We start from the raw sequence: 17218 nt of genomic DNA, 5'->3' as shown, positions 1-17218 counted from the left end.
GGTGAAGCGCCTCACAAAAAGCGCGAAATTTTGAAACGATGGTTCGAAATTGTGATGGGTGCTTGTCGGGTGGCGGCTGCGCCTTACCCGACCTACTACACCCGTAGGCCCGTGCAAGCGAAGCGCCGCCGGGCATCAGGTCGCACTTACCCCTTACGAATCACATACCGGTACGGCAAGGTCTCGGTTTGCTGCGCTACCAGTTCATGTTCCATAAAGGTACAAAAACCGGGAATATCGCGGGTAGTGGCCGGGTCATCGGCGACGATCAGCAGCGTTTCGCCGCTCTGCATGTTACGGACGGTCTTACGCACCATCATTACCGGCTCCGGGCAACGGAGGCCCTGAGCATCAAGCGTGTGGTCTGGGCTGGAAAACAGGTCGGTCATGTTCTTCTCGTTCAGGTAAAAACGGCTGTAGTTTACGCCCCGCTATCGCCAATGCAAACCAGGTTAACGATTGCGTGAAAATTAGCCATTGCAAAGTGTCGTTAAAGCAGTATCATGCGGCGGCTTTATTGGGTTCCCTCACCCCAAATATTAATCAAAAAGGTACAATATGAACTCCTTTACACAATCGCAACGCGTCAAGGCGTTGTTCTGGCTTTCGCTATTTCATCTGCTGGTGATCATCTCCAGTAACTATCTGGTACAGCTCCCCATCTCCATTTTTGGTTTCCATACCACCTGGGGCGCGTTCAGTTTCCCGTTTATTTTCCTTGCGACGGATTTAACCGTGCGTATTTTTGGCGCACCGCTGGCGCGGCGGATTATTTTTGCGGTGATGATCCCGGCACTGTTTGTCTCCTACGCCATCTCCTCGCTGTTTTACATGGGAAGCTGGCAGGGCTTCGAAGCCCTGACGCATTTCAACCTGTTCGTCGCGCGTATTGCCGCCGCCAGCTTTATGGCCTATGCCCTGGGGCAGATCCTCGATGTCCACGTGTTTAACCGCCTGCGTCAGAACCATCGCTGGTGGATGGCACCAACGGCTTCCACGCTGTTCGGTAACGTGAGCGATACGCTGGCCTTCTTCTTCATTGCCTTCTGGCGCAGCCCGGACGCCTTCATGGCAGAACACTGGATGGAAATCGCTCTGGTGGACTACGCCTTTAAGGTGCTTATCAGCCTGGTCTTCTTCCTGCCGATGTACGGCGTGCTGTTGAATATGCTGCTGAAAAGACTGGCAGATAAATCGGAAATCTCCGCATTGCAGGCAGGTTAAGGGTTCGCTTTATCAGTTGTGATAAGATGAACGAATGAGCCGCTATGGCCGTTTATCGAAAGGAAGAAGTCAATGCGCAATCTGGTTAAATATGTCGGGATTGGCCTGCTGGTTGTTGGCCTTGCAGCCTGTGATAACAGCGACACCAAAACGCCTGCTCAGGGCGCGTCAGCAGAAAGCAACGCCACCGGTCAGCCGGTGAGCCTGATGGATGGCAAACTCAGTTTCTCTCTGCCCGCGGACATGACCGATCAGAGCGGTAAGCTGGGCACCCAGGCGAACAACATGCACGTCTATTCCGATGCCACCGGGCAAAAAGCAGTCATTGTGATTGTCGGTGACGATACCAGCGAAGATCTGGGTGTGCTGTCCAAACGTCTGGAAGATCAGCAGCGCAGCCGCGACCCGCAGCTTCAGGTGGTGACCAATAAGTCTATCGAGCTGAAAGGCCACACGCTGCAACAGCTGGACAGCATCATCTCCGCCAAAGGCCAGACCGCTTACTCCTCCGTGGTTCTCGGCAAGGTAGATAATAAACTGCTGACCATGCAGATCACTCTGCCTGCAGATAATCAGCAAAAAGCGCAGGCAACCGCTGAAAACATCATTAACACCCTTGTGATCCAGTAATCGTTCACCAGGATGACGTGGCCTCCGTCGCTTGCGCCGGGGGCCATTTTTTTTCCATGACTTTAAGACTAACGCTCCAGACGAAGCGAATCCGGCGCACTACAATTAGCAAGCCCCCCGGAAAAAGGAATTCTTATGACTGCCAGCCCGCCCGACAAAGCCGGACTTCATATTTTATTAAAACTCGCCTGCCTGGTGGTTATCCTTGCGGGTATCCATGCGGCGGCAGATATCATTGTTCAGCTTCTGCTGGCGCTGTTTTTCGCCATCGTCCTCAACCCGCTGGTGACGTGGTTTTTACGCCGGGGCATCAGCCGCCCGGTCGCGATTACCATTGTGGTGATGGTGATGCTGGTTGTCCTGACGGCGCTGTTCGGCGTGCTCGCCGCCTCGCTGAGCGAATTTTCCACCATGCTGCCGCAGTACAATAAAGAGCTGACGCGCAAGCTGGTCGATCTCCAGCGCATGTTGCCGTTCGTTAATCTGCATATCTCACCGGAACGGATGCTGCGCCGGATGGATTCCGAGAAGGTGATGACCTACGCCACCACGTTGATGACCGGGCTTTCCGGGGCAATGGCCAGCATTCTGCTGCTGGTGATGACGGTGGTGTTTATGCTGTTCGAAGTGCGCCACGTGCCGTATAAGCTGCGTTTTGCCCTGAACAATCCGCAGATCCACATTGCCGGCTTGCATCGCGCGCTGAAGGGTGTGTCCAAATATCTGGCGCTGAAAACGCTGTTAAGCCTGTGGACCGGCGTGATCGTCTGGCTGGGGCTGGTGCTGCTGGACGTGCAGTTCGCGCTGATGTGGGGCGTGCTGGCGTTTTTACTGAACTACGTGCCCAATATCGGCGCGGTGCTTTCTGCCGTTCCGCCGATGATCCAGGCGTTCCTGTTTAACGGTTTTTATGAGTGCATGCTGGTAGGGGCGCTGTTCCTCGTCGTGCATATGGTGCTGGGCAATATTCTCGAACCGCGCATGATGGGTCACCGTCTGGGCATGTCGACGATGGTGGTGTTTTTATCGTTACTGATCTGGGGATGGCTGCTGGGACCGGTGGGCATGCTGCTCTCCGTGCCGCTCACCAGCGTCTGTAAAATCTGGATGGAAACCACGAAAGGAGGCAGTAAACTCGCCATTCTGCTGGGTCCGGGTCGGCCAAAAAGTCGTTTGCCGGGATAACCGGGTGGAAAGGGTTAAAAGTGACGTTTATTCGCCAGCGCGACGACAACATTGTACGATGTGCGCAGCAAATCGCGCTGGCGAAGAAAAAGTCACAGAAACAGGTTTATCGCGGACGCGCGTAGATGAAATTTACACTTACCCTTATCGACTGGCAGGCAAGAGCGCCAGGACTCAGCGATGCCGACGAATGGCAGGCATGGTCACGCCGGTCTGACGCCATCGATCCTGATGCACCGCTGGCGAAACTGACCGATCTGCCGATGATGACCGCCCGCCGCCTGAATTCAGGCAGCAAGCTGGCCGTTGATCTTGGCCTGATGATGCTGCGCAAACACCGCATCGACGCCGTCGTCTACAGCAGCCGTCACGGGGAGCTGGAACGCAATTTTCGTATTCTCCAGGCCCTGGCGGCAGATCAGCCCGTTTCCCCCACCGATTTTGCCATGTCGGTACACAACTCGGCGGTCGGCAATCTCACTATCGCCGCGCGTCAGCCTGTTGTCTCTTCGTCGGTTTCCGCCGGTATGGATACCTTCCAGCAGAGCTTATGCGAGGTGCTGAGTCTGCTACATGCGGGCTACTCACGCGTGTTGCTGGTAGATTTCGACGGTCTGCTGCCGGAGTTTTATCACGCCGGGCTGCCGCCGCAGATGCCCGTCTGGCCCTACGCGCTGGCGCTGGTAATTGAGGCCGGAAATACGCTCAGCTGTGAAACGCACGCCAACCGCAGGCCTGAAGAGCCCGCGCTGCCGCAAAGCCTGCAGTTCCTGCGCCATTACCTGCGGGACGAGCGCCAGTTTACCCTGCCGGGCGAGCGCCTGCTGTGGCAATGGACGCGCCAATGAGAGGGTTACGTTCCCGCCTCGATCGGGTATGGCGCATGCTGATGACCGGATTGTGCTTCGCCCTGTTCGGCCTCGGCGGGCTGACGCTGTCGCTGGTGTGGTTTAACCTGCTGCTGATTTTCCAGCGTGACCGCACCCAACGTCGCCGCCTGGCACGCCGCACTATTTCTGCCAGTTTCCGCCTGTTCCTCGCGGTGGTACGCGGTGTAGGGGTACTGGATTACCGTTTCAACAACCAGGACGTTTTGCGCGCCGAGCGGGGCTGTCTGGTGATTGCGAACCATCCCTCGCTGCTGGACTACGTTCTGCTGGCGTCGGTGATGAACGAAACTGACTGTCTGGTGAAAAGCGCGTTGCTGCGTAACCCGTTCGTCAGCGGCGTGATCCGCGCGGCGGACTATCTGATTAACAGCGAAGCCGACACGCTGCTTGCCGCAAGCCAGCAGCGTCTGGCCCAGGGCGACACCCTGCTTATCTTCCCTGAAGGCACCCGCACCCGGGTGGGAGAAGCCATGACCCTGCAACGTGGGGCGGCGAATATCGCCGTTCGCTGCAACAGCGCCGTGCGCGTGGTGGTGATCCACTGTAGCGAACGGATGCTGGATAAACAGAGCAACTGGTATAACGTGCCCCCCAACAAACCTGTTTTCACCGTGGATGTTCGCGAACGCATCAACATTCATGATTTTTATGATGCGAGTCAGCACGAACCGGCGCTGGCAGCAAGGCAGTTAAACCGGCATATGCAGCATCAGTTAACAACCGGTCTTCAATCTTTGTCAGGAACGAAAGATGCAAGCGCTCTATCTTGAAATTAAGAATCTCATTATCTCTACGCTGAATCTGGAAGAACTTACCCCAGAGGATATTGATACAGACGCCGCGCTCTTTGGCGACGGCCTCGGTCTGGACTCAATCGACGCCCTTGAGCTGGGGCTGGCGGTAAAAAATCAGTACGGCGTAGTGCTTTCTGCCGAAAGTGACGAGATGCGTCAGCACTTCTATTCCGTTGCCACGCTCGCGGCTTTTATTCATCAACAACGCGCCTGAGAATGACCGCTATGACAGAACAACAAACGATTTATCAGGAAGTCTCTGCGCTTCTTATTACGCTGTTTGAAGTCGCTCCGGAGGATATTACCCCTGAGGCACGGCTTTACGAGGATCTGGATCTCGACAGCATTGATGCCGTCGATATGGTAGTGCACCTGCAAAAGAAGACGGGCCATAAAATCAAGCCCGAAACCTTTAAAGCGGTGCGCACGGTGCAGGACGTCGTGGACGTTGTGGAACAGCTTCAGCGCGACGCGTAACGTGCGTTCGATTCCAGTTCTTCCCGCCCTGACGGGGCTGATGCTGCTGGCATGGCCGTTTTTGATCGGCTTCGGGCTGGCGAATAATAGCCTGCACGGGATACTGCCCGTGATGGCGCTGGTGCTGCTGTTACGCGTCTGCCAGGCCCGTCGGCAGGGCGGTCCCCTGCGTTATCTTTTCGTGAGCGTGGCGCTGGCTGGCATAGCGCTTTGCGCGGCGAGCTACGTCCTGCACGCGCACCAGTGGGTGCTGTTTTATCCGGTGGTGGTGAATCTGGTGATGCTGGTGGTGTTTGGCGGTTCGCTGTGGACGGCAATGCCTGTCGTCGAACGGCTGGCGCGCCTGCGTGAACCGGATCTCTCCCCCGTCGGGGTACGTTACACGCGCCGGGTTACCCGGGTCTGGTGCGGCTTTTTTATTATTAACGGGGCGATCGCGCTGTTTACCGTAGTACACGCCGATATCCGTCTGTGGACGCTGTGGAACGGGATGATTGCCTATCTCCTGATGGGCACGCTGATGGCCGGCGAGTGGCTGGTGCGACAACGGGTGATGAAAAACGATGCTTAACCCTCTCCCGCTTAGCCAGTGGCTCAGTGCCCCCCGCCCTGACGACACCCCTGTCGCCTGGCAGGACAACCATCTCTGGACGCTTGGCGATCTGCGCCACGACGTCACTCAGCTGGTCGACACGCTGCGTGATGAAGAAGGCGAGCGCTGGGCGCTGTGCATCGAAAACGGCTATCTGTTTATTGTCGCGCTGCTGGCGACGCTGCATGCGGGTAAAACGCCGGTCCTCCCCGGGCACAGCCGGGCGGCACAGCTTAACGAACAGCGGGCGCTGTTCAGCGGCGTCCTGAGCGACACCACGCTCGATTTTCAGGGGCGACAGCTGCGGGTTGCTTCCGCTCAGCGGGCAGGCCATCCCTTTTCACCGCTGCCTGCCATCGATGAGATGCGCACGATCGAGCTTTACACCTCCGGCTCGACCGGCACGCCGCAGCGGGTGAGTAAGCCGGTAGTCAGCCTGGATCGTGAGGCTCGTCTGCTGGCGGAACATTTTGGCGATCGTCTGGCAGGCTGTCACGTCGTCGCTTCCGTGGTGCTGCACCACCTGTATGGCCTGACGTTTCGTGTCGTCTTACCCATGGCGCTCGGCCTGCCGCTGCACGCCAGCCTGCTCAACTATGCCGAGCAGCTCTCTGCCCTTCCCGACAATAAACGCTATCTTTTCATCAGCAGTCCGGCGTTTCTCAAGCGGCTGGACGCGTCGCTGACGCCGCCCCCCGTCAACCTGCTCTTCTCCGCTGGCGGCGCGCTGCCCTGGCAGGAGGTCGCCGCGGTTCAGGCCTGGCTCAACGTCTGGCCGGATGAAATATACGGCAGCACGGAAACAGGCGTAATGGCCTGGCGCTACCGTCAGGAGGAAAGCATCCGCTGGCAGCCTTTCCCCGGCGTGACGTTTCACGGCGATCGCGTGACGTCGCCGCTGATCCCCGAGGCGGAGGGGGTCCTGCTGGATGATATCCTGCACTTCACGGCTGACGGGCAGTTCAGCCTCGTCGGGCGCCGCGGTCGGGTGGTCAAAATTGAAGATAAGCGCATTTCGCTCGATGACATTGAGCGCCGCCTGCTGGCGCTGGACGGCATCCGCGAAGCCGCCGCGCTGACGGTGACGCGCGGCGGGCGTCAGGGTATTGGCGTATTGCTGGTGCTGAATGAAGCGGTGCGTCAGCAACACGAACAGAGCAAAAAAGCGCAGGAGCTCGCCTGGCGTCGCGCCCTTCGCCCCTGGCTTGAACCGGTTGCCGTGCCGCGCTACTGGCGGATCGTTGATGAAATTCCGGTCAATAGCATGAACAAGCGCGTAACTGCGCAGCTACAGGAGTTGTTTCATGAAAATCCCTGAAATCGAACGCCGCGAGCCTGGCCCCGGATATCTGGAGATAACCCTTTATCTTGATCCTGACCTGCTCTGGTTTAAGGGACATTTCGCCGTACAGCCGCTGCTGCCGGGCGTGGCCCAGCTCGACCGGGTGATGCATTACGCTGCCGCGCTGGCGCCGGGCTACCGTTTTCACAGTATTCAGAACGTGAAGTTCGCCGCCCCGCTGTTGCCGGAGAACACGGTCACGCTGCTCCTTGCCTGGCAGCCCGAACGCCAGATGCTGACCTTTAGCTACCAGCGCCATGCGGGTAACGAGCGCCACACCGCCAGCAGCGGGAAGATTCGCTTATGTCAGTAACCTTCCGTCCCTGCGTCCTGATCCCGTGCTACAACCACGGGGCGATGATGGCTTCGGTGCTGGCGCGCCTGGCGCCTTTCGATCTGCCCTGTCTGGTGGTGGACGACGGCAGCGATGAAACCACGCGCCGCACGCTTGAAGCGCTGGCGGCGGATCGTCCGCAGGTCACGCTGCTGCGCCTCGCCGAAAACAGCGGCAAAGGCGCGGCGGTGATGCAGGGGCTGAAAGCCTGTGCCGATCGCGGCTTCACCCACGCCGTTCAGGTGGACGCTGACGGCCAGCACGCTATTGAAGACATCCCCAAACTGCTGGCGCTGGCCGAACGCCATCCCGATGCGCTCATTTCCGGTCAGCCCGTTTATGATGACTCGATCCCCCGTTCGCGCCTGTACGGGCGCTGGATAACACACGTCTGGGTCTGGATTGAAACCCTCTCCCTGCAACTGAAAGACAGCATGTGCGGGTTTCGCGTTTACCCGATAGCGCCGGTAATGCGCCTGGCGGCGGGCACGCCGCTCGGCAGGCGGATGGATTTTGATACTGAAGTGATGGTGCGCCTCTACTGGCAGGGCAACACCAGCTATTTTCTGCCCACCCGCGTGACCTATCCGCCGGACGGGGTATCCCATTTCGATGCCCTGAAAGACAACGTGCGCATCTCGTTGATGCATACCCGTCTGTTTCTCGGCATGCTGCCGCGCATTCCTTCCCTGCTGATGCGTCGCCGCTCGCAGCACTGGGCGCAGCAGCAGGAGGTGAAAGGATTATGGGGCATGCGCCTGATGCTGCGCGTCTGGCAGTTGCTGGGGCGAAAGGCGTTTACCATCCTGCTGTGGCCGGTTACGGCCGTCTACTGGCTGGCCGCCCGCGCTGCGCGTCAGGCGTCGCAGCAGTGGCTGACGCGGGTTAAAACGGTGATGGCACAGCGGCAAATGCCGCAACCCGCACGGCTTAACAGTTTTTCCCACTTCCTGCGCTTCGGTCATGCCATGCTGAACAAAGTGGCCAGCTGGCGCGGCGAAATGAAGCTTCATCGCGATCTGGTCTTTGCGCCAGGCGCGCAGGAGGCGCTGGGTCTTGACGATCCTCAGGGCAAACTGCTGCTCGCGTCGCATCTTGGCGATGTGGAAGCCTGCCGGGCGCTGGCCCAGCGCGAAGGGGCGAAAACCATCAACGCGCTGGTCTTTAGCGACAATGCTCAGCGTTTTAAACAGGTGATGGAGGAGATGGCGCCGCAGGCGGGCATTCACCTGATGCCGGTCACCGACATTGGCCCGGAGACCGCCATCCTCATTAAAGAGAAGCTGGATCGCGGCGAATGGGTGGCGATCGTGGGCGATCGCATCGCCGTCACCCCGCAGCGCGGCGGCAGCTGGCGGGTGATATGGAGCGAATTTATGGGCCAGCCCGCGCCGTTCCCGCAGGGACCGTTTATCCTGGCGTCCCTATTGCGCTGCCCGGTGGTGCTGATTTTTGCCCTCTGCCAGCAGGGAAAGCTGACCCTGCACTGCGAGCCGTTTGCCGACCCGCTGCTGCTGCCGCGCGGCGAACGCCAGCAGGCGCTACAGCAGACCGTCGATCGCTATGCGCAGCGGCTGGAGCATTACGCGCTCTTGTCGCCTCTCGACTGGTTTAATTTTTTCGATTTCTGGCAGCTGCCAGAGGTCAACGAGAAGGAGTAAAGGGTGCTGACCGATCCCCGCTTTACGGCTGAAGTTGAAATCACCGTTCCGTTCCACGACGTCGATATGATGGGCGTGGTGTGGCACGGCAACTATTTCCGCTATTTTGAGATTGCCCGCGAAGCGCTGCTCAACCAGTTTGATTACGGCTATCGCCAGATGAAAGCGTCCGGCTACGTCTGGCCGGTGGTGGATACCCGGGTGAAATACCGCGACGCGGTGACCTTCGAGCAGCGCATTCGCGTCCGCGCCCATATTGAAGAGGTTGAAAACCGTCTGCGCATCGCCTATCAAATCTTCGACGCGCAAACCGGGAAACGCACCACCACCGGCTACACCATTCAGGTGGCGGTGGAAGAAGCAAGCCGGGAGATGTGCTTTGTCAGCCCGGCCATTCTGTTCGAACGCATGGGGATCGCGCCATGAAGTGGATAACGCTACTCGCGCTGCTGGTAAGCCCGCTGGTGAACGCGGTCACGCTGGATGAACTGCAACAGCGGTTTGCGGAGCAACCGGTGGTGCGCGCACACTTCGAACAGACCCGCACGATCAAGGACATGCCTCAGCCCCTGCGCTCGCAGGGGGAGATGCTGATCGCCCGTGACAATGGCCTGCTGTGGGATCAAAAAGCGCCGTTCCCGATGACGCTGCTGCTGGATGACAAACGGATGGTGCAAATCGTCAACGGTCAGCCGCCGCAGACCATTACCGCCGACACTAACCCGCAGATGTTCCAGTTCAACCATCTGCTGCGGGCGCTGTTCCAGGCCGACCGCAAGGTGCTGGAAGAGAACTTCCGCATCGATTTCAAAGACCTGGGCGAAGGCCGCTGGTCGCTGGTGCTGACGCCCGTTACCACGCCGCTGGACAAGATTTTCGCCACCCTTGATTTGAAGGGCGCGATCTATCTGGAATCCATTCGCCTGAACGATAAGCAGGGCGACACGACGGATATCGCCCTCTCCCGCCACCAACTGACGCCCGCCCGCCTGACCGATGCAGAACGCCAGCGCTTTGCCGCACCGTAACGCCCTGCGCCCGGCGCTGCTGTGGGCCGCGGTATGCCTGATCCTGCTGGGCGTGCTGCTGTCGCTGCTGCCTGGCGCGCGGCTGAACAGCAGCGTGCTCGCCATGCTGCCGAAACAGACGCTCGGCGCGATCCCTCCCGCCCTCAACGACGGATTTATGCAGCGCCTCGACCGCCAGCTCATCTGGCTGGTCAGCCCTGGTAAACAGCCGGACCCGCGCGTGGCGCAGCAGTGGTTAACCCTGCTGCAACGCAGCCAGGCGCTGAGTGTCGTAAAAGGTCCGCTGGATGCCGCCGGGCAACAGGCCTGGGGAGATTTCTTCTGGCAGCACCGCAATGGCCTGGTCGATCCGGCCACCCGCGCCCGCCTGCAAAACGGCGGTGAAGCGCAGGCTCAGTGGATCCTGTCCCAACTCTACTCCGCCTTTTCCGGCGTGAGCGGCAAGGAGCTGCAAAACGATCCGCTGATGCTGATGCGCGGCGCGCAGCTCGCGCTGGCGAAGAACAGCCAGAAGATGCAGCTGATGGACGGCTGGCTGGTGACAAAAGATGCGGCCGGGAACTACTGGTATCTGCTGCACGGCGAGCTGGCAGGCTCTTCGTTTGACATGCAGCAAACCCACCAGCTGGTGACCACCCTCAACGCGATGCAGCAGACGCTGAAAAGCCAATATCCACAGGCGCAGCTGCTGTCGCGCGGGACGGTGTTCTACAGCGATTACGCCAGCCAGCAGGCTAAAAACGATATTTCCACGCTCGGCGTCGCCACGGTGCTCGGGGTGATCCTGCTGATTGTGTCGGTGTTTCGCTCCGTGCGTCCGCTGCTGCTGAGTCTGCTCTCCATTGCCATCGGCGCGCTGGCGGGGACGGTCGTGACGCTCCTGCTGTTCGGTGAGCTGCACCTGATGACGCTGGTGATGAGCATGAGCATCATCGGCATCTCGGCGGACTATACGATTTACTACCTCACGGAGCGGATGGTGCACGGCGCGGAACACTCGCCCTGGCAAAGCCTGGCAAAAGTGCGTAACGCGCTGCTGCTGGCGCTGCTGACTACCGTCGTGGCGTATCTCTTCATGATGCTGGCCCCCTTCCCCGGCATTCGTCAGATGGCGGTGTTCGCCGCCGCAGGGCTGAGCGCCTCGTGCCTGACGGTAATTTTCTGGCACCCGTGGTTGTGCCGTGGCATGCCGGTTCGCCCGATCCCCCTGAGAGGGATGATGCAGCGCTGGCTGAACGCCTGGCGCGACAGCAAAGCCCTCTCCGTCGGGCTGCCGGTAGCACTGGCGCTGCTCTCCGCCATCGGGATCGCCAGCCTGCGGGTGGATGACGATATCGCCCGGCTTCAGGCGCTGCCGCAGGACATTCTGGCGCAGGAAAAAACCATCACCGCCCTGACCGGGCAAAATGTCGATCAGAAGTGGTTCGTGGTGTATGGCGCGTCGGCTCAGGAAACGCTGGAGCGGCTGGAGGCGTTTGCCCCGGCGCTGGCGCAGGCGCAAAAAGCCGGAGAATTAACCCGCTGGCGCACCCTGCCGCTGAACTCGCTGGCGCGGCAGAACAGCGATCTGCAACTTCTGCGTAACGCCGCGCCGACGGTGACGAAAATGCTGCAAAGCACGGGGCTGAATGCCGTCGCCCCGAATCTGAACGCCATGCCTGTCAGCGTGGAGGCGTGGCTCGCCAGCCCGGCCAGCGAGGGCTGGCGTTTGCTGTGGCTGACGCTGCCGAACGGCAAAAGCGGTGTGCTGGTCCCGGTCGATGGCGTCAGAAACAGCGCTGCGCTCGGTGAGCTGGCCGCCCGCCATCCCGGAGTCGTCTGGGTTGACCGTAAGGCCAGCTTCGACAGCCTGTTTGCACTCTACCGCGCGCTGCTGACGGGGCTGCTGGGCGTGGCGCTGGCGGTGATTGCCTGCGGCGCGGTGGTGCGCCTCGGCTGGCGAAAAGGGCTGGTGGCGCTGGTGCCGTCCGTGCTGTCGCTGGGCGGCGGGCTGGCGGCGCTGGCCGTGACGGGCCATCCGGTGAACCTGTTTTCCCTGCTGGCGCTGGTGCTGGTCCTCGGCATTGGCATCAACTACACGCTGTTTTTCAGCAACCCGCGCGGCACGCCGCTGACCTCCATGCTGGCGATTACCCTCGCCATGATGACCACCCTGCTGACGCTGGGAATGCTGGTGTTCAGCACCACTCAGGCCATCAGCAGCTTTGGCATTGTGCTGGTGAGCGGTATCTTCACCGCGTTCCTGCTCGCCCCGCTGGCGATGCCGACTAACAAAGAGAACTTACCATGACCCGTTTCATTCGCCTGGCGGCAGTGATGATGGCCCTGTTGCTGGCGGGGTGTAGCCATACGACGAACCGCGATGACGCGCGCCCTCAGGCCTGGCTCCAGCCCGGTACCCGTGTCACGCTGCCACCGCCGGGCATCACGCCTGCCATCCGCGCGCAGCAGTTGCTTACCGGCAGTTTTAAAGGCCAGACCCAGTCGCTGCTGGTGATGCTGAACGCCGATGGCGATAAAGTGACGCTTGCCGGCCTCTCCTCCGTCGGGATCCGCCTGTTCCTCGCCACCTACGACGACACCGGGATCCACACCGAGCAGTCGGTTGTGATGCCGCAGTTGCCGCCCGCCAGCCAGGTGCTGGCCGACGTGATGCTCAGCCACTGGCCCCTCAGCGCCTGGCAGCCGCAGTTGCCGAAAGGCTGGACGCTGAACGATACTGACACCAGACGCGAACTGCGCAACCCCGATGGCAAGCTGGTCACGGAAATTGCCTACCTGAACCGTAACGGCAGGCGCGAACCGATTAGCATTGTGCAGCACGCTTTTCACTACCACATCACCATTCAATATCTGGGTGACTGAGATGATTTACCTTTCTGCCGTTGGCATGGTCAACGCGCTCGGCAACTCGGCTGATGAAATAGCGGCAAACCTGAACGCTGGCGTGGCCCCCGGGATGCACCAGCGTGCGGGCTGGCTACAGGGCCTACCCGAGGCCGTGCTGGGCGGGGTAGAGGGTGATCTTCCCCCTGTCCCCGGGTCTTTTTCTGCGCATCGAAGTCGCAACAACCAGCTGCTGCTGGCGGCGCTGGCGCAAATCCGGCCCGCCGTCGATGCGGCCATTGCGCGCGTGGGGCGCGACCGCGTGGCGGTGGTGCTGGGCACCAGCACCTCCGGACTGGACGAGGGTGATGAGTACGTGCGCCGCGCGCAGAACGGCGAGCGCAGTCCGCAGTGGCAATATCCGCAGCAGGAGCTGGGCGATCCGTCGCGCTTTCTCGCCAGCTGGCTTGCGCTGGACGGCCCGGCGTATACCATCTCGACCGCCTGCTCCTCCAGCGCACGGGCGATCATCAGCGGCCGTCGCCTGATCGACGCCGGTCTGGTGGACGTCGCCATCGTCGGCGGGGCCGACAGCCTGAGCCGCATGCCGGTCAACGGCTTCAACAGCCTGGAATCCTTCTCCCCCACCCTGTGCGAACCGTTTGGCCGCAACCGTCGGGGGATCACCATTGGCGAAGCGGCAGCATTGATGGTACTGACCCGCGAGCCGGGCGAGATTGCGCTCCTGGGCGCGGGGGAATCCAGCGATGCGTACCATATTTCCGCCCCACATCCGCAGGGCGAAGGGGCGATCCGCGCCATCACCCAGGCGCTGAACGAGGCGGGCATGACGGCGGCGGACGTCGGTTATATCAACCTGCACGGCACCGCCACGCCGCTGAACGATCGCATTGAGGCGCAGGTGATCCACGATCTCTTTGGCGACCGCGTGCCGTGCAGCTCCACGAAGCATCTTACCGGCCACACGCTGGGTGCCGCCGGGATCACCGAGGCCGCCCTGAGCTGGCTGATCCTGACCCGAGACCTGCCGCTGCCGCCGCAGGATTTTTCCCGCTACGCGCCGGACGACACCCTGCCCGCCTTCGGCCTACTGCACCAGAGCGCACCGCTGAATAAACCAGTGATCCTGTCAAACTCCTTCGCGTTTGGCGGCAACAACGCCAGCCTTCTGCTGGGGAGAGTATGATGCGCTACTTACCACCCGGGGATTATCTTCCTCACGACACGCCGATGCTGCTGCTTGAGAGCGTGGAAAGCGTCACCGATGACCGCGCCGTTTGCAACGTGACGGTGAACGATCGGGGCGTTCTGGCGCCGTTTCTGGACGCAGGCGGCAACCTGCCCGGCTGGTTTGCGCTGGAGCTGATGGCTCAGACCGTGGGCGTCTGGTCTGAATGGCACCGGATGCAAAAAGGGCTGCCGCACTGTGCGCTGGGTATGGTGCTGGGCGCGCGCGAGCTGGTGTGCGACGCAGGGCATTTTGCCGCAGGCAGCACGCTGATCATCACCATCGAACGTCTGATGCAGGATGAGCGCTTTGGCAGCTTCGAGTGCACCATTCATGCGGATAATATTTCCCTCGCCACGGGCCGCGTAAACACCTTCCAGCCGAGCGAGGAAGAATTAACCACACTTTTTAACCAGGGAACACCATCATGAGATCCGTACTGGTCACCGGCGCCAGCAAAGGCATTGGCCGCGCTATCGCCCTTCAGCTTGCGGCGGACGGTTTCACCGTCGGCGTGCATTACCATCGTGATGAAGCGGGCGCGCAGGAGACGCTGGAGGCGATTGTCCAGGCAGGCGGCGCGGGCCGTTTACTCACCTTTGACGTGGGCAACCGCGAGCAGTGCCGTACGGTGCTGGAACAGGCGATCGCTGACCACGGCGCGTGGTATGGCGTGGTCAGTAACGCCGGTATTACCCGCGACGGCGCATTTCCGGCGCTCAGCGACGATGACTGGGACAGCGTGATCCACACCAATCTCGACAGTTTTTATAACGTCATTCATCCCTGCATTATGCCGATGATCGGCACCCGCAAGGGCGGGCGGATCATCACCCTGTCGTCGGTGTCAGGCATTATGGGCAACCGTGGGCAGGTGAACTACAGCGCGGCGAAAGCCGGGATCATCGGCGCCACCAAAGCGCTCGCCACCGAGCTGGCAAAACGCAAAATCACCGTCAACTGCATCGCGCCGGGGCTGATTGATACCGGTATGATCGAGATGGATGAAGCCGCGTTGAACGCGGCGATGTCGATGATCCCGATGCAGCGTATGGGCCAGGCCGAGGAAGTGGCCGGGCTGGCGAGCTACCTGATGTCGGATAAAGCAGGCTATGTGACGCGACAGGTGATATCGATCAACGGAGGCATGCTATGACCCGCCGGGTAGTGATTACGGGTATGGGCGGCATCACCGCATTCGGCGAGGACTGGCCGACCATCTCGCGCCGTCTGCGCGAGTATGAAAATGCGGTACGTACCATGACGGAGTGGCAGGCGTATGACGGCCTGCAAACCCTGCTCGCCGCGCCGATTGAAGATTTCACTCTGCCCGCTCACTATACCCGTAAGCGCATTCGCGCCATGGGCCGCGTGTCGCTGCTCTCAACCCGCGCCACCGAGCTGGCGCTGGAGCAGGCGGGCCTGATCGACGACGCGGTGCTGACCAACGGTCAGACCGGCATCGCCTACGGCTCGTCGACGGGCAGCACCGGACCGGTCAGCGAGTTTGCCTCCATGCTCACCGAAAAGCACACCCACAACATCACCGGCACCACCTACGTGCAGATGATGCCGCACACCACGGCGGTGAATACCGGACTGTTCTTTGGCCTGCGCGGACGGGTGATCCCCACCTCAAGCGCCTGTACCTCTGGCAGCCAGGCGATTGGCTACGCCTGGGAAGCGATTCGTCACGGCTACCAGACCGTGATGGTGGCAGGCGGCGCGGAAGAGCTGTGCCCGTCGGAAGCGGCGGTTTTCGATACCCTGTTTGCCACCAGCCAGCGTAACGACGCGCCCAAAACCACGCCGTCGCCGTTTGACGTTCAGCGCGATGGCCTGGTGATTGGCGAAGGGGCGGGCACGCTGGTGCTGGAAGCGCTGGATCACGCCAGAGCACGCGGGGCGACAATCTATGGTGAGATCGTGGGCTTTGCCACCAACTGCGATGCGGCGCACATCACCCAGCCCCAGCGTGAAACCATGCAGGTGTGTATGGAGCAGTCGCTGGCGATGGCGGGCCTTAGCCCTCAGGACATTGGCTACATTTCTGCCCACGGCACGGCAACCGATCGCGGGGATATCGCCGAGAGTCAGGCGACCGCCGCTATTTTCGGCGACAGCGTGCCCATCTCATCCTTAAAGAGCTATTTCGGCCATACCCTGGGTGCCTGCGGCGCGCTGGAAGCCTTGCTGAGTCTGCATATGATGCGGGAGGGCTGGTTCACGCCGACGCTCAATTTAAGACAACCGGATGAGCAATGCGGCGCTTTAGATTATATTATGGGGGAAACCCGCCCGATTGATTGCGAATTTATTCAGAGCAATAACTTTGCCTTTGGCGGCATTAATACCTCGATAATCATTAAACGCTGGGCGTAACTATGTACCAGTTTGTACTGGGAAAGATCTCCACCCTTAGCGCGGACCCGCTGGCGTCAACGCTCGCAGACATGGCACCTCAGGGTGCGCGATACGCTTCCTGGCTTGCAGGCCGGACGCTGCTCGCCAGAACTTTATCCCCCTCACCGCTTCCCGAGATAATCTACGGCGAGCAGGGAAAACCGGCCTTCGCTAACGGCCATCCGCTGTGGTTTAACCTGAGCCACAGCGGGGACGACATTGCCATGCTGATAAGCGATGAAGGCGAGGTTGGCTGCGATATCGAAGTGATCCGCCCGCGGGAGAACTGGCAGGCGCTGGCGAATGCCGTTTTCAGCCTCACCGAGCATGACGAGCTGGAGCGTGAAGCGCCGGAAGAACAGCTTTCCGCATTCTGGCGCATCTGGACGCGCAAAGAGGCGATCGTCAAACAGCGTGGCGGCAGCGCGTGGCAGATTGTCAGCATTGACAGCACCGCCCAGTCGCTCCCGGTCAGCCAGCTGCGCTTCGGCTCGCTGAGCCTGGCGGTCTGTACTCCTACGCCTTTCACCTTAACGGCGGAATCGGTGACTTACTCCGGTATTTCTGCAGCATAAAAAACGGC

Annotated in this window: 21 protein-coding genes; 20 read left to right on the top strand and 1 reads right to left on the bottom strand. The window is 60.6% G+C overall.

Annotation, left to right across the window (positions count from 1 at the left end; genetic code table 11):
• Window positions 1-146: 146 nt before the first annotated feature.
• Window positions 147-389 carry a sulfurtransferase TusA gene (tusA, locus tag SK51_RS05550; RefSeq protein WP_023307136.1) on the bottom strand — a complete coding sequence of 81 codons (243 nt, stop codon included), beginning with the start codon at window positions 387-389 and terminating at the stop codon, window positions 147-149.
• A gap of 169 nt (window positions 390-558) precedes the next feature.
• Here tusA and SK51_RS05545 point away from each other — a divergent pair, with 169 nt between their 5' ends.
• The 20 genes from SK51_RS05545 to acpT all read left to right on the top strand — a co-directional run bounded on the left by SK51_RS05545 (window position 559) and on the right by acpT (window position 17210).
• Window positions 559-1224, top strand: coding sequence for a 7-cyano-7-deazaguanine/7-aminomethyl-7-deazaguanine transporter (locus SK51_RS05545; RefSeq protein WP_022649676.1), 666 nt, complete (start codon window positions 559-561; stop codon window positions 1222-1224).
• A 72-nt stretch (window positions 1225-1296) separates the two neighbouring features.
• Window positions 1297-1854, top strand: a complete 558-nt coding sequence (locus SK51_RS05540; protein ID WP_022649677.1) for a DcrB family lipoprotein — start codon at window positions 1297-1299, stop codon at window positions 1852-1854.
• Between the two features lie 135 nt (window positions 1855-1989).
• Window positions 1990-3039, top strand: coding sequence for an AI-2E family transporter (locus tag SK51_RS05535; RefSeq protein WP_003861270.1), 1050 nt, complete (start codon window positions 1990-1992; stop codon window positions 3037-3039).
• 125 nt (window positions 3040-3164) lie between these two features.
• Complete coding sequence (locus SK51_RS05530) at window positions 3165-3887, top strand: beta-ketoacyl synthase chain length factor (protein ID WP_023307137.1); 723 nt, start codon at window positions 3165-3167, stop codon at window positions 3885-3887.
• Window positions 3884-4699, top strand: a complete 816-nt coding sequence (locus tag SK51_RS05525; protein ID WP_023307138.1) for a lysophospholipid acyltransferase family protein — start codon at window positions 3884-3886, stop codon at window positions 4697-4699. The genes SK51_RS05530 and SK51_RS05525 overlap by 4 nt, the downstream gene beginning before the upstream one ends.
• Window positions 4680-4937, top strand: a complete 258-nt coding sequence (locus SK51_RS05520) for a phosphopantetheine-binding protein (protein ID WP_003861263.1) — start codon at window positions 4680-4682, stop codon at window positions 4935-4937. The genes SK51_RS05525 and SK51_RS05520 overlap by 20 nt, the downstream gene beginning before the upstream one ends.
• Window positions 4938-4948: 11 nt before the next feature.
• Window positions 4949-5200 carry an acyl carrier protein gene (locus SK51_RS05515; protein ID WP_022649680.1) on the top strand — a complete coding sequence of 84 codons (252 nt, stop codon included), beginning with the start codon at window positions 4949-4951 and terminating at the stop codon, window positions 5198-5200.
• Window positions 5172-5771, top strand: a complete 600-nt coding sequence (locus tag SK51_RS05510) for a COG4648 family protein (protein WP_022649681.1) — start codon at window positions 5172-5174, stop codon at window positions 5769-5771. Before SK51_RS05515 ends, SK51_RS05510 begins: the two co-directional genes overlap by 29 nt.
• Window positions 5764-7110 carry an AMP-binding protein gene (locus SK51_RS05505; RefSeq protein WP_023307139.1) on the top strand — a complete coding sequence of 449 codons (1347 nt, stop codon included), beginning with the start codon at window positions 5764-5766 and terminating at the stop codon, window positions 7108-7110. Before SK51_RS05510 ends, SK51_RS05505 begins: the two co-directional genes overlap by 8 nt.
• A complete protein-coding gene (locus SK51_RS05500; protein ID WP_022649683.1) occupies window positions 7097-7447 on the top strand; it encodes an ApeI family dehydratase in 351 nt (116 codons plus the stop codon). The genes SK51_RS05505 and SK51_RS05500 overlap by 14 nt, the downstream gene beginning before the upstream one ends.
• The gene (locus tag SK51_RS05495) at window positions 7438-9129 is read left to right on the top strand and encodes a glycosyltransferase family 2 protein (protein WP_023307140.1); all 1692 of its coding nucleotides are present in this window, start codon (window positions 7438-7440) and stop codon (window positions 9127-9129) included. The genes SK51_RS05500 and SK51_RS05495 overlap by 10 nt, the downstream gene beginning before the upstream one ends.
• A 3-nt stretch (window positions 9130-9132) precedes the next feature.
• Window positions 9133-9555 (top strand): acyl-CoA thioesterase, encoded by a 423-nt coding sequence (locus tag SK51_RS05490; RefSeq protein ID WP_006812302.1) that lies wholly within the window; start codon window positions 9133-9135, stop codon window positions 9553-9555.
• Window positions 9552-10157 carry an outer membrane lipoprotein carrier protein LolA gene (locus SK51_RS05485; RefSeq protein WP_023307141.1) on the top strand — a complete coding sequence of 202 codons (606 nt, stop codon included), beginning with the start codon at window positions 9552-9554 and terminating at the stop codon, window positions 10155-10157. The genes SK51_RS05490 and SK51_RS05485 overlap by 4 nt, the downstream gene beginning before the upstream one ends.
• Window positions 10126-12447: an MMPL family transporter gene (locus SK51_RS05480; RefSeq protein ID WP_023307142.1), complete on the top strand. Its 2322-nt coding sequence runs from the start codon at window positions 10126-10128 to the stop codon at window positions 12445-12447. Before SK51_RS05485 ends, SK51_RS05480 begins: the two co-directional genes overlap by 32 nt.
• Window positions 12444-13022, top strand: a complete 579-nt coding sequence (locus tag SK51_RS05475) for a DUF3261 domain-containing protein (RefSeq protein WP_023307143.1) — start codon at window positions 12444-12446, stop codon at window positions 13020-13022. The genes SK51_RS05480 and SK51_RS05475 overlap by 4 nt, the downstream gene beginning before the upstream one ends.
• A 1-nt stretch (window position 13023) precedes the next feature.
• Window positions 13024-14190, top strand: coding sequence for a beta-ketoacyl-[acyl-carrier-protein] synthase family protein (locus SK51_RS05470; protein WP_023307144.1), 1167 nt, complete (start codon window positions 13024-13026; stop codon window positions 14188-14190).
• The gene (locus SK51_RS05465; protein WP_023307145.1) at window positions 14190-14663 is read left to right on the top strand and encodes a hotdog family protein; all 474 of its coding nucleotides are present in this window, start codon (window positions 14190-14192) and stop codon (window positions 14661-14663) included. Before SK51_RS05470 ends, SK51_RS05465 begins: the two co-directional genes overlap by 1 nt.
• A complete protein-coding gene (locus SK51_RS05460; protein WP_032626847.1) occupies window positions 14657-15388 on the top strand; it encodes a 3-ketoacyl-ACP reductase FabG2 in 732 nt (243 codons plus the stop codon). The genes SK51_RS05465 and SK51_RS05460 overlap by 7 nt, the downstream gene beginning before the upstream one ends.
• Window positions 15385-16614 carry a beta-ketoacyl-ACP synthase gene (locus SK51_RS05455; RefSeq protein WP_023298820.1) on the top strand — a complete coding sequence of 410 codons (1230 nt, stop codon included), beginning with the start codon at window positions 15385-15387 and terminating at the stop codon, window positions 16612-16614. The genes SK51_RS05460 and SK51_RS05455 overlap by 4 nt, the downstream gene beginning before the upstream one ends.
• Window positions 16615-16616: 2 nt before the next feature.
• Window positions 16617-17210, top strand: a complete 594-nt coding sequence (acpT, locus tag SK51_RS05450) for a 4'-phosphopantetheinyl transferase AcpT (protein ID WP_022649693.1) — start codon at window positions 16617-16619, stop codon at window positions 17208-17210.
• Window positions 17211-17218: the final 8 nt, after the last annotated feature.

Origin of the sequence: Enterobacter sp. MGH85 (assembly GCF_001037655.1) — a bacterium.
GTDB classification, from domain to species: domain Bacteria; phylum Pseudomonadota; class Gammaproteobacteria; order Enterobacterales; family Enterobacteriaceae; genus Enterobacter; species Enterobacter intestinihominis.
The sequence above is the reverse complement of the archived record's forward strand: the minus strand, read 5'-3'. Positions and strand labels throughout refer to the sequence as shown.

What these genes read in the sequence shown, in the direction of transcription:
- tusA (WP_023307136.1), bottom strand. Translation starts at nt 389, where the DNA reads ATGACCGACCTGTTTTCCAGCCCAGACCACACGCTTGATGCTCAGGGC.
- SK51_RS05540 (WP_022649677.1), top strand. Translation starts at nt 1,297, where the DNA reads ATGCGCAATCTGGTTAAATATGTCGGGATTGGCCTGCTGGTTGTTGGC.
- SK51_RS05515 (WP_022649680.1), top strand. Translation starts at nt 4,949, where the DNA reads ATGACAGAACAACAAACGATTTATCAGGAAGTCTCTGCGCTTCTTATT.
- SK51_RS05520 (WP_003861263.1), top strand. Translation starts at nt 4,680, where the DNA reads ATGCAAGCGCTCTATCTTGAAATTAAGAATCTCATTATCTCTACGCTG.
- SK51_RS05525 (WP_023307138.1), top strand. Translation starts at nt 3,884, where the DNA reads ATGAGAGGGTTACGTTCCCGCCTCGATCGGGTATGGCGCATGCTGATG.
- SK51_RS05470 (WP_023307144.1), top strand. Translation starts at nt 13,024, where the DNA reads ATGATTTACCTTTCTGCCGTTGGCATGGTCAACGCGCTCGGCAACTCG.
- SK51_RS05535 (WP_003861270.1), top strand. Translation starts at nt 1,990, where the DNA reads ATGACTGCCAGCCCGCCCGACAAAGCCGGACTTCATATTTTATTAAAA.
- SK51_RS05465 (WP_023307145.1), top strand. Translation starts at nt 14,190, where the DNA reads ATGCGCTACTTACCACCCGGGGATTATCTTCCTCACGACACGCCGATG.
- SK51_RS05530 (WP_023307137.1), top strand. Translation starts at nt 3,165, where the DNA reads ATGAAATTTACACTTACCCTTATCGACTGGCAGGCAAGAGCGCCAGGA.
- SK51_RS05475 (WP_023307143.1), top strand. Translation starts at nt 12,444, where the DNA reads ATGACCCGTTTCATTCGCCTGGCGGCAGTGATGATGGCCCTGTTGCTG.
- SK51_RS05495 (WP_023307140.1), top strand. Translation starts at nt 7,438, where the DNA reads ATGTCAGTAACCTTCCGTCCCTGCGTCCTGATCCCGTGCTACAACCAC.
- SK51_RS05455 (WP_023298820.1), top strand. Translation starts at nt 15,385, where the DNA reads ATGACCCGCCGGGTAGTGATTACGGGTATGGGCGGCATCACCGCATTC.
- acpT (WP_022649693.1), top strand. Translation starts at nt 16,617, where the DNA reads ATGTACCAGTTTGTACTGGGAAAGATCTCCACCCTTAGCGCGGACCCG.
- SK51_RS05505 (WP_023307139.1), top strand. Translation starts at nt 5,764, where the DNA reads ATGCTTAACCCTCTCCCGCTTAGCCAGTGGCTCAGTGCCCCCCGCCCT.
- SK51_RS05480 (WP_023307142.1), top strand. Translation starts at nt 10,126, where the DNA reads ATGCAGAACGCCAGCGCTTTGCCGCACCGTAACGCCCTGCGCCCGGCG.
- SK51_RS05545 (WP_022649676.1), top strand. Translation starts at nt 559, where the DNA reads ATGAACTCCTTTACACAATCGCAACGCGTCAAGGCGTTGTTCTGGCTT.
- SK51_RS05485 (WP_023307141.1), top strand. Translation starts at nt 9,552, where the DNA reads ATGAAGTGGATAACGCTACTCGCGCTGCTGGTAAGCCCGCTGGTGAAC.
- SK51_RS05500 (WP_022649683.1), top strand. Translation starts at nt 7,097, where the DNA reads ATGAAAATCCCTGAAATCGAACGCCGCGAGCCTGGCCCCGGATATCTG.